The sequence below is a fragment of the Thioalkalivibrio denitrificans genome (genome assembly GCF_002000365.1).
GTDB lineage: Bacteria > Pseudomonadota > Gammaproteobacteria > Ectothiorhodospirales > Ectothiorhodospiraceae > Thioalkalivibrio_A > Thioalkalivibrio_A denitrificans.
The window spans coordinates 1-12,283 of sequence record NZ_MVBK01000117.1 but is presented as its reverse complement, the minus strand read 5'-3'; the positions used below and the strand labels follow the sequence as shown (position 1 = coordinate 12,283).

Sequence of the window (12,283 nt, the reverse complement as noted above, 5' to 3'; positions counted from 1 at the left end):
AGTCCGACAGGCTCCTAGCCCGCATATTTCACCAAGACGGCCGGCGGCGGAGGTACAAAACGTCACCGCGGCATTTCGGCCAGATACGCCGATTTATGCCACTCATTCAGAAGGTTGCACGAAGCCGCCGGCCGTCTTGGTGAAATATGCGGGCTAGCCCCAGGAGCGGCGCCCCCGCCGCGAACGGCCTTGCCCCGATGCACGCCGCCTTCGGCCCGGGGGCGGGCCTCCGACATTTCAATTGGGCTGGTGAGCGCCTGTGGTCTCCCGGCCATGCCGGCGCAGGATGCACGCCTTGGCTGCGTTGTAGGTCTCGGTATCCAGTCCACCGGCCCCGACCAGGCGGCGATGTTCCTTGAGTTCTTCCACCAGGAACCGGTCGGGCTCCCGGGGCAGGCCGCTGTGGGACGCATCCATGGCCCGACGCAGTACCTCGAGAAATTGCTTGCAGCAGGCCCCATCCGGCAGGCCTTCCATGACCCGGAACAACGGCACTTGTCCGTTGCGGGACACAAAGCTCAGGCTGCGCCCGTAATCCCGGTAGGCCCACCAGGCAGCACCCGCGCCCGTCAGCCCGAGCAGCGCAACCAGTCCCCACAGTGGCATGGCACCGTGCACAACACCGAAGCCATCCAGCCACAGGAGCCCGGCCGACAGGCCCAGCGCCACCGCGGCGACGGCCATCTGCCACCGGGGCAGGTGCGTGTGGCGCACGGGTTCGGGATCCAGGTAGCCGGGACGCACGTAAAAGCGCGTATGTGTCTTGCCGTGCCGGCGCTCGACCCTAAGCAGGTTGCCCTCCACGACACTCAGACATTGCACACCGGGCAGTTGGACGTGCTGCTGTTCCAGCGTGCTGATGGTATTGCGTTCGTCCCAGGCGCCGCTGTCGTCCGGCGCGTCCTCGGCACTGATGTAAATGACTTCCTCGACCATGAGGTTCAGTCCCTGTTGCGTGATGCCTCTGCGCACCGCACCAGCCCGGCTTCCAGCGGCTGCATGCGTCAACGCTTCAATGAAGCCGACGGACTTTCTATGGAGCCACAGAAAACGGGGCATCACCACACCGCTTGTCCGGTGTATCGGACCGGCCAGTAACGGAATGCGCCACCGCGCGTTCACCAGCTCCCGGCGTTCTGGATCACACACCAAGCTCCGGGTGTTCTATGTTCAGTACATGCGCGACACATTCACCCAGAGACCACCCCAATGAAGCACGGTGCGGGTCTGGCACGCGCTGCAGCGGTGATCGCGGTGCTTGTCCTGGTGGCAGGTGCCCTGCTCATGGCGGGATCGGGCATGGCGTACCGGGCCGGTCTGCTGCCCCTGGGGACGGCCTTCGACACACTGCGCTACGGCGTGTTCACGGCCATGGGTGCGGGTGTGCTGGGCATCGTCATCCTGCTGGTCGCGGGGTGGGGCCGGCGCATCGGATCCGCCCTGACGGGTGCCCTGGTCGCCGTCGGCGCAGCCGCCATGCTGGCGGTTCCGTACGGTCACTGGCAACAGGCACAGCGCGTGCCGCCCATCCACGACATCACCACGGACATGCGCGATCCACCGGCTTTCGTGGCCCTGGTGGAGGCCAGGGAGCGCGCCCCCAATGCAGTGGACTACCCGGGCGAGGACACCGCCCGGCAGCAGCGCGAGGCCTACCCGGACATCGGGCCGCTCAGGCTGCGCGCACCCCTCTCCACGGTGCGCGAGGCCGTGGTGGAGGAGGTGCACGCACAAGGCTGGGAACTGGCGGCGGTGAGCGGGGAGCGAATCGAAGCCACTGCAACCACGCGATGGTTCGGCTTTCGCGACGACGTGGTGATCCGGCTGCGCGAAGAGAACGATTCCGTGCGCGTGGACATGCGCTCTGCCTCCCGGGTCGGGCGCAGCGACGTGGGTGCCAATGCGGCCCGCATCCGGGCCTATCTGGACGCGCTGGAGCGCCGCGTGGCCGTCACCGACTGAACCACGCCGTCCCCTTACGCCTGCGATGCCGGCGTGGCGCCGCGCGGCGGCGAAAGGGGAAAGACCTCGGGGGCGTCGGGCAGCGTCTCCAGGTAGACGGAACGGCTTGGGAACGCAAAGCCCGTGCCCGCCCCTTCCACGATCTCCTTGATCGCGTACGCAAGGCGCTCCTTGATCTCCAGCCAGTCGCCCCACACGATCGTGTTGGTGAAGCAATACACCAGGATATCGATGGAGCTGTCATTGAAGGAGTCGATGCGCACGAACGTGGGCACTTCAGAGGGATCGGCAAACTCTTCGTTCTCCAGGATGTAACGCTCGATGCCGTCTCGGATCTGCCTGAGCTGCTCCATGGTGGTGCGATACTCGACACCCACCATCCAGCGGATGCGCCGGTGACTCATGCGCGAGAAGTTGGTCACCGCGTTGTCTGCCAGGCGCGCATTTGGCACATAGACGGGCGCACGATCGAACCGGCGCACCGTGGTGGTACGAAAGCCGATCTCCTGTACCGTGCCTTCCACCACCCCGTCCACGTTGATCCAGTCACCGGGGAAGAAGCGCCGCTCGCCGATGACGAACAGGCCGGCAATCAGGTTCTTGAACAGATCCTGCGCACCCAGCGCGACCGCCACACCGAACAGGCCCAGGCCCGCGATGATAGGGGCGACCGCAATACCCCACAGTTCCAGGATGGTGGCCGCACCCAGCACGATGAAGGCCACCTTGGCCGCCTTGACCAGCCATTCCACCATGGGCCGGGTGAGCACGCCTTCGGCCTTCATGAGCAGTGTGCTGGCCGGTGTGGTGATGCGGTAGAAGGCCCAGAACAGGGTGAAAGCGATCAGCGTTCGGTTCACCTTGTAGAAGACCTCGCGCGTGCCCTCCTCCACATCAAGCACACTCAGGGCGAAGAACACGCCCATGACCACCGGGATGAACCGGATCGGCTCATACAGGGCATTGACGATGCGGTTATCCATGTCGGTGCGGGTGCGCGCCGCGGCACGCCGCAGAAACCGGAGAACGAAGCGGCTGAACAGGTTGCGGAACACCATGAACAGCCCGAAGATCACCAGCGCGACCAGGACCTGGGCGATGTTGATGCCGTATACGCCCTCCTGCCAGACCTGCACCACCAGGTCCCAGAACTCCCCCAGCGTGGCCATATCCATCGTGCTCTCCCCTTTCAGTCACAGTGCCCGGGCCGGTACCGACAAGCAGATCGGGCAGACTGACAAAAGTCCCTCACGGGGGCAAGTTTTTGTCCGCCCCTGACCGGGTCACCCCTCCAGGCTGACAGAAGTCGTCCCACAACCCTGTAGGTCGGCCTTCAGGCCGACGATGCAGCCACTCTCGTGCTCTCCCGTCGGCCTGAAGGCCGACCTACAGACACGCCAGAGACGGGAATGGGTAACCACCGCTGAAATCCCACGGACTGGATGTCCTGGAACGGTAATGAGAGCATGAAAGCGAATCGTCCCATTCATCTCGGAATACCGGGGAACATCATGGAAAAGCAAGTCGACGTCGCCATCATCGGGGCCGGAAGCGCCGGCCTGTTCGCGCTGGGCCAGGTGCGCAAGGCCACCGACAGCTACGTGCTCATCGACGGCGGTGAGCTGGGCACCACCTGCGCCCGGGTGGGCTGCATGCCCTCCAAGGCGGTCATACAGGTGGCCGAGGACTTCCATCGCCGCACCCTGTTCGGGCGCATGGGCATCGAGGGCGACGATGCCCTCTCGCTCAACGCCGCCGATGCCATGGAGCACGTGCGCGATCTGCGCGACGTGTTCGTGGACAAGGTGCTGACCAACAGCACCGACAACATGGGCGAGGAGTTCATCGAGGGGCGGGCGCGATTTATCTCCCCCACCGAACTCCAGGTGGGCGAGGACCGCATCAGAGCGCGAGCCGTGGTCATCGCCACGGGCTCACGTCCGGTGGTGCCGGAACCGTGGCGTGCCTTCGGCGACCGCATCATCACCACAGATGACCTGTTCGAACTGGAATCCCTGCCGGCCTCCATGGCGGTGATCGGGCTCGGCACCATCGGCCTGGAGATGGGCCAGGCCATGGCGCGCATGGGCGTGGACGTCACCGGCATCGACCAGCTCGACCACATTGCCGGCCTTCAGGATCCCGAGGTGCAGAAGGTCGCCGTGGAGATCATTGGAAAGGAATTCCCCCTGTGGCTGGGCGCCGGCGCCGAACTCACCGAGGATAACGGCAGCCTCCGCGTGAGCGCCGGCGGGCAGTCGGTTCAGGTGGAGCGCGTGCTGGCCGCCATGGGTCGGCGTCCCAACGTGGAGGACCTGGACCTCGAGAACCTGGGCATCGAACTGGATGAGCGCGGACTGCCGCCCTACGACCCGGCCACCATGCAGGTGGGAAATCTCCCCGTGTTCATCGCCGGGGATGTCACGGGCGAACTGGCCATCCTGCACGAGGCGGCCATCGAGGGGCGCATCGCCGGTTTCAACGCCGCGCGCCGGGAGCCCGAGGGTTTCGCCCGCCAGACGCCGCTCGCCATCAACTACTGCGACCCCAACATCGCCGTGGTCGGGCGTGCCTGGAACGAACTGGATGCCGAGCGCACGGCCGTGGGCGAGGTGAAGCTCGGACCGCTCGGCCGTGCGCTGATCATGGGCCGCAACAAGGGCATGATGCGCGTCTATGCGGACCGCGAGGACGGGCGCCTGCTGGGCGCCAGCCTGATCGCGCCGCGAGGTGAACACATCGCCCACCAGCTCGCCTGGTCCATTCAGCAGGGGCTCACGGTGTTCGATCTGCTGCGCATGCCCTTCTACCACCCGTCCATCGAGGAGGGTCTGCAATCGGCCCTCTACGATCTTGCCGGAAAGATCGAGCGGCAACCCGACCTGCCTGTGGAGCTTCGGCGGGCCTAGCCCGGATATTGCATCAAGGATCGCGAATGATTGTGGTCTCTGGGCCAGTCTCGCGCCGTCTCTGGAAGGAGAAGCATAGCCATAGGACGGCCGGTGGCCGTCCTATGAGCTCGCCCGCGAAGCGCATCCACCGCGCCTCTAGCAGGCTGTTGAAAAAGCCTCCGGTGGATGCCAGGCAAGGCGGAAAGCGGCGAAAAAACGCGGTGTACATGCAAGCACATGAGCATTTTGAGCCGCTTTCCAACGCAGCATGGCGCCGCCCGAGGGTTTTTCAACAGCCTGCTAGCGCCCGTCAGGCGGGTGAAGGCTGCCGTAAGCCGGGCGGCTCGTCACCTGTCTCATGCGCCATGACACAGTTGCGACCCGCATCCTTGGCACGGTAGAGGGCTGCGTCTGCTGCAGCGATCAGCCGCTCGGGGGTCAATGCGTCGCGCGGCACCCGGGTGGCCACACCAACGCTGACCGTGACATGTGGCCTGGGTTGCCCTTCGCACGCCTCCAGGGTGAGTCGGGACACCATCTCGCGGATGCGTTCCGCGACGATTTGCGCACCGTCCGTACCGGTCTCGGGCAACACCACCACGAACTCCTCGCCGCCGAAACGTGCCGGCAGATCCGCCGGCCGCTGCACGGCCGAGTGAAGCACGGCCGCCAACTGGCGCAGACACTGATCCCCGGCCAGGTGCCCGTAACGGTCGTTGTGCCGCTTGAAATGGTCGATATCCACCATGAGCAGGCTCAGGGGCATATCCTGGCGTTCACTGCGGGCCCATTCCCGGGCCAGTACCTCCTCGAAATGCCGGTGGTTGGCGAGCCCGGTCAGGCCGTCCTTGACGGACATCTCCTGGAGCACCCGGTTGGATTCCTCGAGTGCGCCGGCGAGTTCCAGCAGCTGCGCCTGTGAGTGACTCAGCCTGCGATTGATGCGCATGATGTAGGCGGCCACCATGCTGACCACGACGAACAGGCCGAACAGCAGCAGAAGCCAGTGCCAGAAGTGGCGCAGCAGGGTCTCCAGATCGATGCGGTCCAGATCCGCGTAGGGGCCGATACGCAGCTCCCGCAACAACTCGTGCACCGGCGTGTAATCCAGCGGCATGGTCCAGCCGGCAGACTGACTGGCGCGCGTCTCCGGGCTGTCCGGCGCGAGCTGCAGCAGCGCCATGCCCACCTGGTGGGCAAGCTGTTCCGGAACGTGCGCACTGCGTGCGAAGGCCCATTCCGGATACAGCCCAGTGCTGAGCAGGAAGGGAAAGCCCGTCACCTGCCTGCGATTGATCACCTTGAACCGGTCCATACGCACCAGCCCATCGGCGGCCATGCGTTCCAGGGTGTCCGTGCGCACGGTACCCGCATCCACTTCGCCCGCGGCGACGGCCAGCACGATCTGGTCCTGGGGCAGACCGACGTACTGGATGCGGGTGAAATCCCGCTCGGGACGGATGCCGGCCTCACGAAACTCGCGCAAGGCCATCAGGTAACCTCCGAATGCGTCTGCGCGCACCGCCATGAATGACTTGCCGCGCAGGTCCCGGAGGGTTTCGATGTCGTCGCGGTCCGCACGTGTGAAGATGACCGCGCCGAACTGTGTATAGACCCCGTCCTGGCGCAGGTTGCGCAGCGTGAGGATGCGCGTCACACCGTACGTTGCCTCGAGTATCGCGTAGGAACCGGGATTGGTGATGACGAAATCCACCGAGCCGGCGGCCACGGCCTCGTCCAGGGTGATATTGTTGAGGGGAACGACACGAAACGTCCGCCCCGGCACGGTGCGGTTCAGGTACTCCGCAGTGGGTGTCCAGGCCTGCACCGCCGCCTCCGGGCCGCGATGGGCCAGCACGCCGATACGGACCTCCTCGCCCGATTGTGTTTCGTCCCCATGGGCCATCAACGGCAACAGCGCGATGAAGGCCATAAGCATGGTCTTGCGCACCGACCGCATATGCACTCCTGCTCTGCGCAAACGCGCCCGCGCCAGGTGGTTCCGGTGCGGGTCTGTCCGTGTTCTTGTTGTTCATCATCCATGGGCCAGGGCGGTCGTCGTCCGGGTATCGAACCGCGCGTACGCCTATGGCCGCCGACCCACTATCCCACACCCGGGGGCACGCACGATTATTTCCCACCAACCTTGTAAGGCTTAAACCAGAAACAGGCAACACCGGTGCACTGAACTCCGGAGCGGCTGCCTCACATCCTGGCAGGTTTCCCACAGGGATCAGCCGGTTGCAACCCGTGCTCAGCGTGGGGTCTATACTCTATAGTTGTGCTTGTTTGAAACCGCCCATTCCGGCCGTGCGTGTGACACATGGCCGGTACGGGCCATTGTCAATCCAGCGATGAGGAGAGCTGCAAACACACGCGAGAGGAGACCTGCCATGACTTCCAGTGTCTGCCGCCAGTGTGGCGCCGACGTTTCCCTGGTGCACGTGGATCACATCGAGGGCGAGGAGGGGGGCATCCGCGTCGTCATCGACGGCCTGCCTGTACTCAACTGCGCCAGCGGCCACAAGCGCTTCACCACCCCCGATTTCCCGCTTGAGTTCGTCCAGCGCCTGGCCGAATCGGGCGCTCTGGACGAGGTCACGCCCGCGGTCAAGAAGGGACTGTTCCGAACGCGCCTGCTGTGTCCGTCCTGCGGCCAGGAGGTGTCGACCGAGACCAACGGCGATCTGGACGGCAAGGCCCAGGTGGAGGTTCCCGACGGCGATCCGGTGGCCGTGAAGGTCAAGGTGCCGCTGTTCCGCTGCCCCGGATGCAATCAGGAGGTCACGGAACCCAAGTCCGGCCTGGAGCGGGACCTGATGCAGGCGGTGGCCAACGCCTTTCGCAGCGCGGAGATCCCCCCCGGTTGACCGGTGAGCGGCGCCGGGGCTTGCCCCGGCGCCGCCCTTGAGGGTTGGCCCATTCTCATGAAAACCCTTTGATTCAGGGAACTACCGGAGACTTCGCCGAGTCGAATCCGGGAACTTGACCTGACAGTCGGGGAATGGGTACCGTAATCACGTGCACAGCATGACCAAGAGGCAGGGCGAGATGCGATTACTGCAGCGCATGAATGTCATCCGCAGGGACGACCGGTTCGTCCTGTCTCTGCTCGTGTTCGCGACCGGGCTTGTGCTCACCCTGCAGAACCCCCTGGCCCAGGACTCCCTGAGCCGCCTGGCCTCCAGCGTGGAGATGCCGAATTTCGAGCAGGTCTTCGAGATGCGGCCCCAGACCCCGCCCCCCGTGATGGAGGGCGACCAGATGCTGGCCGACGAGGGCGAGGAAGTTCAAACCCTCGTCACCACCGAGCGCGAGTTCAGCCGCGACACCGATCTGCGCGCAGCCCCGCAGCGCTAAGGCAGGCAAAGCGCACCCGCGCTCCTGCCCTGCCCCGTTTGTTGCCGCCATCCCGAGCGCTTCCTTCAAAACCGGTATGACACCCCGAGGATGCTGATGGCCCGGTAGCGGTCAGTGGTGAGCGGGCTGTCATTGACCTCGTTGCCGTAGCGTGTGCCCGCGACGATCCCCTGAAACGTCACCCGCGGCGTCAGCGGCGCCACGACACGCGCGCCGTAGATCACGTTCACGGTGGCCGATCCGTCGTAGGCGGGCCGATCCGAACGCGCCTCGGATGAGGACACGCCGTAGTAATAGTCGACCAGACTCGCGCTCATCCATTCCAGGCCCGCATAAGGCACGAACATCAGGCGCGGCGAACCGAAGCTGCGCGCCACCGTGCCGGAGAGCGTCTGTCCGTGGTGACGCCCCAGGGCGTCCGTGGTGGCGGTTGCCGTCAGCCGCCACGGTCCCATGCCCTGGCTGACACGCAGGCCCGCGTCGGCGGAGTTGCGCCGCGCATCCATGCCATCCAGAAAGGGATCGTCGTCCGCACGGTAACCGTCCAGGCGCGGGCGGATGAACAGGCTGGTATGACGCGACTCGTCACCGAACAGGAACATGCCGGCCTCGATACCCCGCAGGAAGAAGCGTTCCCCCGAGTACTGGATCATGGGCACCACCAGGGGATCACTGTCGGCGCCGCGCTGAATGGGATCACGTGCGATCACCGCCCCACCCAGTTCCCACTGCGCGGGGGCGGGTGATGCACCTGCAAGCAACACGGCCGCGATGAGCCAGGAGTTCGTGCGCGGTATCGACATCAGGGGTTTCCTTGTTTTGGTGAGGGGATTGCAGGGACAGCAACCACAATGAACCGACACTGTGCCGCACGGCAGGTTCCCGGAATCACGCAGGAAGAGCGGGCGGGAGTGCGGCATGAACGTCCTCCCGGCCCTCGAATCGAGCGCCGTTTGCGCATAAGGTGGCGGTTCGTCATGCGCCTGCCCCAAAGACACACGAAGAACCTCCGGATGCCACCGACCGACCCCGATTCCAAGAACGGTTCCGCGCTTCGTGCAGGCCTGGTGCCCCCGCCGACAACGATCGGCGCGCTTCTGGCAGTGGGCGCGCTGCTGCTGGTCAATGGCGTGATGCTGGCCGTGACGCTGGCGCTCTCCCGCGAGGCCCAGAACCACGGACTCTCGCCTGTCGCCTACGGCTTCTGGATGACCCTGGGCGGCGGACTCATCCTCACGTTTGCGGCGTTGTGGCGGCGGCCGCAGGCTCCGACCACGGGACAGCTTCGCTACTGGCTGATCTCCGGCCTGCTGTCGCTGGCCGCGCCGCAGTTGCTGGTGTTCATTGCCGTCACCCGCGTGGGCGTGGGACTTGCCAGCATCACCTTCGTACTGCCCACGCTCGCCACTTGGGTCGTAGCCCGAATCATGGGCATCGAGGGCCCTTCACGACTGCGCCTGATCGGCGCGGTGCTGGCCACCATCGGTGCCACCTGGCTCATCATCCCGTCCGCCGCCCTGCCGGCCGAAGCCGCACCGTGGATGCTCCTGCTGCTCGGTGCCAGCGTCGCGCTTACCGCCGGCAACATCTACCGGCGCGTGGCGTGGCCCTTCCATGCGCGTCCCGTGGAACTGGCCGCGGGGATGCTCATGGCCGCCTCAGTCATGTTCCTGCTGCCGGCCCTGGCCCTTGGCACCGAACTGGCTTTCTGGAGAGTCGAGGGCGCGGCCGCAATCGTGGCTGCACAGATGATGCTGAGTGCCCTGCACTTCTTCGCCTACTACGTACTGCAACAGCGCGCCACGCCGGTGATCTTCAGCCTGCTCGGCCATGTCACCCTGGTGGCCGGCATGGTGGGCGGCGCCCTGCTGCTTGGCGAGCGTTACCCGCCGGCCGCACTGATCGCCGTCGCGGCCATCTTCACGGGGTTGCTGTTGATGGTGCTGCCCCGGCGTAACGGTTGACGTAAGGGGACGCGGCGCGGCAGAACGCATGCCCGCCCTTCCCCGCGGAAGTCCAATGGCCCATCATGGAATGCACCGGCCCAATCCCGAAGCACAATCATGCAGCAGACCACTTTGGCCGAACGCGTCCAGTCCAGTCTCGTGGAGGAATGCGCATTTCTCGCGTGCTGTTCGATGCACGGCCGGGTGCTCGCGCTGCCCGGGGTGATGGTCGCCATCAACCCGGCGATGCCGGATCGATCCCTGTTCAACGGCGTGACCTACGAATCAGCCGGCGCCCTGCAAGAGCAGTACGATGCCATCGCCGAGGCCTATGAGGCGGCCGGCGTGCGCGCATGGTCGGTGCGCGTCCGGCTCGGCGACGCGGTCACCCCGTCCTTTCTCGAGTCGGGCGGGCACGTGCGCGATCACGACACGGTGGCCATGGCAGCGCTCATGGGCGACCTGCGCCTTCCATCCGTTCGGGACATGGAGTGGGAGGAGACCGACGACCTGCGCATCATCGGCGCCATCAACGACGCCGCGTTCGGCTTTCCGTCCGCCGTCTTCGAGGCGGCCTTCGACCGCTGGCCCAACAGCCGCTGGCGCGGTTACATCGCGCGCGTGGACAACCTGCCGGTGAGTTCCCTGCTCACCTGCGATTCACCGGACGGCGACTGCCGGATGAGCGGCGTGGCGACCCTGCCGCAATGCCAGGGCCGCGGTCTGGCCACCGGGCTGATGGCCGCCGCGCTGCGCGCTGCCATGTCCCGGGGCATGACCACCACCTCGGTGCAGGCAGACCCGTCCGGGACGCATGGCTACGCGCGGCTCGGCTACCGTGAACTGGGCCGCATGCCCGTGTGGGAACGGCGCAGGTCGGCCGTTGAGTAAGGGATTTTCGGAATGCGCCGGGGAACTGCGGCGCCCGGTATTCGATCCAATGATTGCCTGCCGCACACGGACAGGCCGGTTCGGCCCGTGGCCGTGTTGGCGGAGGTACTTTCGATGGGCGTGCTCAAGGGTGTGGCGGCCGGCGCGGCCGTGATCTCGGCAATCGTGACCCTGTGCCTGGTACCGCTGTTCCTGCTGCTCGGGCCGGAACGGGTGCTGGTGGACAACAGCATGGAGGCGGGCGCCATCTGGATCTGGATGGCGATGGTGGTCTGCCTCACGGCGGCCAGTCTGGGCGGATGGATCACGCACCGGGTGTCCGGGTCCATCGGCGCGGTTGTCGGCCTGCTTGCCGTAGTGGTACTGGCGGGGTTGCTGGACGCCGGTTACCACCAGTGGCTTTCGCCCGCCGATGCCATCGTGCGCGCCCAGGCGAGCTGGATCGGCCTCCTGGTCGGCATGCGGGAACCCCTGTGGTATGACCTCGCCCTGCCGGTACTGATGGGCATTTTCGTCTGGGTGGCCGGCTCCGGTCGCGCCATGGAACATCGCCCATCCCCGGGCCGGCACCGCTGATTGCCCTCCGGGCGGATCGATGATCGGCAGGGCAACCGCGACGCAAAGGCGCAATGGAACGCAAAGGGAACGTCTTGATATCAAGAACCTTCGCGTCTTTGCGCCTTCGCGAGAGAGGTTCTTTCGATTCGGTGAAATAGCCGGATCAGGCGTTCAGCGGGCAAAGATTCGGTCGAAATCCGCGAAGGCCTTGAACTCCAGCGCGTTGCCGCTGGGGTCCAGGATGAACAGGGTGGCCTGTTCGCCGGGTTGTCCCTCGAACCGTACATAAGGTTCGATGACGAACGTCACATCCGCAGCGCGCAACCGTTCGGCAAGCCGGCGCCATTCGTCCATGCTCAGGATGACGCCGAAATGCGGCACCGGCACGCGGTGCCCGTCCACCTCGCTCTCGGCCACCGCCCGGGAACGCTGTCCGGACAGGTGGGCCACGATCTGGTGCCCGTAGAGATCGAAGTCGATCCAGTGATCGGCACTGCGGCCCTCGCGACAGCCCAGCAGCCCGCCGTAGAAGGCGCGCGCCGCGTCGAGGTCGTGAACGGGAAACGCAAGGTGAAAGGGATTGCTCATGAGGACCTTCCGCCGGTTCTCCAGCCCTAGCCCGGACATTGCACCAAGGATCGCGAATGATTGTGGCCTCTGGGCCTGTCTCGCGCC

Annotated in this window: 12 protein-coding genes; 7 read left to right on the top strand and 5 right to left on the bottom strand. The window is 65.7% G+C overall.

The features are described from left to right. Window positions 1-237 precede the first annotated feature (237 nt). Entirely contained in the window at window positions 238-936 is a 699-nt protein-coding gene (locus tag B1C78_RS15735) for a hypothetical protein (RefSeq protein ID WP_217698050.1), read from the bottom strand. A gap of 273 nt (window positions 937-1,209) precedes the next feature. Between B1C78_RS15735 and B1C78_RS15730 the strand changes: the two genes are divergently transcribed. Continuing rightward, entirely contained in the window at window positions 1,210-1,962 is a 753-nt protein-coding gene (locus tag B1C78_RS15730) for a DUF1499 domain-containing protein (protein ID WP_077280117.1), read from the top strand. 14 nt (window positions 1,963-1,976) lie between these two features. On the opposite strand, the gene B1C78_RS15725 is transcribed toward B1C78_RS15730, so the two are convergent. Next, the gene (locus B1C78_RS15725) at window positions 1,977-3,137 is read right to left on the bottom strand and encodes a mechanosensitive ion channel family protein (RefSeq protein ID WP_077280116.1); all 1,161 of its coding nucleotides are present in this window, start codon (window positions 3,135-3,137) and stop codon (window positions 1,977-1,979) included. 336 nt (window positions 3,138-3,473) lie between these two features. Between B1C78_RS15725 and B1C78_RS15720 the strand changes: the two genes are divergently transcribed. Then, window positions 3,474-4,871 carry a dihydrolipoyl dehydrogenase gene (locus B1C78_RS15720; RefSeq protein ID WP_077280121.1) on the top strand — a complete coding sequence of 466 codons (1,398 nt, stop codon included), beginning with the start codon at window positions 3,474-3,476 and terminating at the stop codon, window positions 4,869-4,871. A 292-nt stretch (window positions 4,872-5,163) separates the two neighbouring features. Here the strand turns inward: B1C78_RS15720 and B1C78_RS15715 are convergent, their stop codons facing one another. Beyond that, window positions 5,164-6,813: a diguanylate cyclase gene (locus tag B1C78_RS15715; RefSeq protein ID WP_077280115.1), complete on the bottom strand. Its 1,650-nt coding sequence runs from the start codon at window positions 6,811-6,813 to the stop codon at window positions 5,164-5,166. A 433-nt stretch (window positions 6,814-7,246) separates the two neighbouring features. Here B1C78_RS15715 and B1C78_RS15710 point away from each other — a divergent pair, with 433 nt between their 5' ends. Next, the gene (locus B1C78_RS15710) at window positions 7,247-7,723 is read left to right on the top strand and encodes a hypothetical protein (protein ID WP_077280114.1); all 477 of its coding nucleotides are present in this window, start codon (window positions 7,247-7,249) and stop codon (window positions 7,721-7,723) included. 160 nt (window positions 7,724-7,883) lie between these two features. Then, window positions 7,884-8,213, top strand: a complete 330-nt coding sequence (locus B1C78_RS15705) for a hypothetical protein (protein WP_425443983.1) — start codon at window positions 7,884-7,886, stop codon at window positions 8,211-8,213. Window positions 8,214-8,278: 65 nt separating this feature from the next. Here the strand turns inward: B1C78_RS15705 and B1C78_RS15700 are convergent, their stop codons facing one another. Further along, entirely contained in the window at window positions 8,279-9,016 is a 738-nt protein-coding gene (locus B1C78_RS15700; RefSeq protein WP_077280113.1) for a MipA/OmpV family protein, read from the bottom strand. 210 nt (window positions 9,017-9,226) lie between these two features. On the opposite strand from B1C78_RS15700, the gene B1C78_RS15695 reads away from it, so the two are divergent. The 3 genes from B1C78_RS15695 (at window position 9,227) to B1C78_RS15685 (ending at window position 11,626) form a co-directional block, all read left to right on the top strand. Continuing rightward, complete coding sequence (locus B1C78_RS15695) at window positions 9,227-10,177, top strand: DMT family transporter (protein WP_175628339.1); 951 nt, start codon at window positions 9,227-9,229, stop codon at window positions 10,175-10,177. Between the two features lie 99 nt (window positions 10,178-10,276). Beyond that, window positions 10,277-11,050 carry a GNAT family N-acetyltransferase gene (locus B1C78_RS15690; RefSeq protein ID WP_077280111.1) on the top strand — a complete coding sequence of 258 codons (774 nt, stop codon included), beginning with the start codon at window positions 10,277-10,279 and terminating at the stop codon, window positions 11,048-11,050. Window positions 11,051-11,164: 114 nt separating this feature from the next. Then, a complete protein-coding gene (locus B1C78_RS15685; protein ID WP_077280119.1) occupies window positions 11,165-11,626 on the top strand; it encodes a hypothetical protein in 462 nt (153 codons plus the stop codon). A gap of 153 nt (window positions 11,627-11,779) precedes the next feature. Here the strand turns inward: B1C78_RS15685 and B1C78_RS15680 are convergent, their stop codons facing one another. Further along, window positions 11,780-12,196 carry a VOC family protein gene (locus tag B1C78_RS15680; RefSeq protein ID WP_077280110.1) on the bottom strand — a complete coding sequence of 139 codons (417 nt, stop codon included), beginning with the start codon at window positions 12,194-12,196 and terminating at the stop codon, window positions 11,780-11,782. Window positions 12,197-12,283 lie beyond the last annotated feature (87 nt).

Bases quoted from the DNA above. Each gene is read 5' to 3' on its own strand.
- B1C78_RS15735 (WP_217698050.1), bottom strand. From the start codon at position 936: ATGGTCGAGGAAGTCATTTACATCAGTGCCGAGGACGCGCCGGACGAC.
- B1C78_RS15685 (WP_077280119.1), top strand. From the start codon at position 11,165: ATGGGCGTGCTCAAGGGTGTGGCGGCCGGCGCGGCCGTGATCTCGGCA.
- B1C78_RS15715 (WP_077280115.1), bottom strand. From the start codon at position 6,813: ATGCGGTCGGTGCGCAAGACCATGCTTATGGCCTTCATCGCGCTGTTG.
- B1C78_RS15730 (WP_077280117.1), top strand. From the start codon at position 1,210: ATGAAGCACGGTGCGGGTCTGGCACGCGCTGCAGCGGTGATCGCGGTG.
- B1C78_RS15695 (WP_175628339.1), top strand. From the start codon at position 9,227: ATGCCACCGACCGACCCCGATTCCAAGAACGGTTCCGCGCTTCGTGCA.
- B1C78_RS15705 (WP_425443983.1), top strand. From the start codon at position 7,884: ATGACCAAGAGGCAGGGCGAGATGCGATTACTGCAGCGCATGAATGTC.
- B1C78_RS15700 (WP_077280113.1), bottom strand. From the start codon at position 9,016: ATGTCGATACCGCGCACGAACTCCTGGCTCATCGCGGCCGTGTTGCTT.
- B1C78_RS15710 (WP_077280114.1), top strand. From the start codon at position 7,247: ATGACTTCCAGTGTCTGCCGCCAGTGTGGCGCCGACGTTTCCCTGGTG.
- B1C78_RS15690 (WP_077280111.1), top strand. From the start codon at position 10,277: ATGCAGCAGACCACTTTGGCCGAACGCGTCCAGTCCAGTCTCGTGGAG.
- B1C78_RS15720 (WP_077280121.1), top strand. From the start codon at position 3,474: ATGGAAAAGCAAGTCGACGTCGCCATCATCGGGGCCGGAAGCGCCGGC.
- B1C78_RS15680 (WP_077280110.1), bottom strand. From the start codon at position 12,196: ATGAGCAATCCCTTTCACCTTGCGTTTCCCGTTCACGACCTCGACGCG.
- B1C78_RS15725 (WP_077280116.1), bottom strand. From the start codon at position 3,137: ATGGATATGGCCACGCTGGGGGAGTTCTGGGACCTGGTGGTGCAGGTC.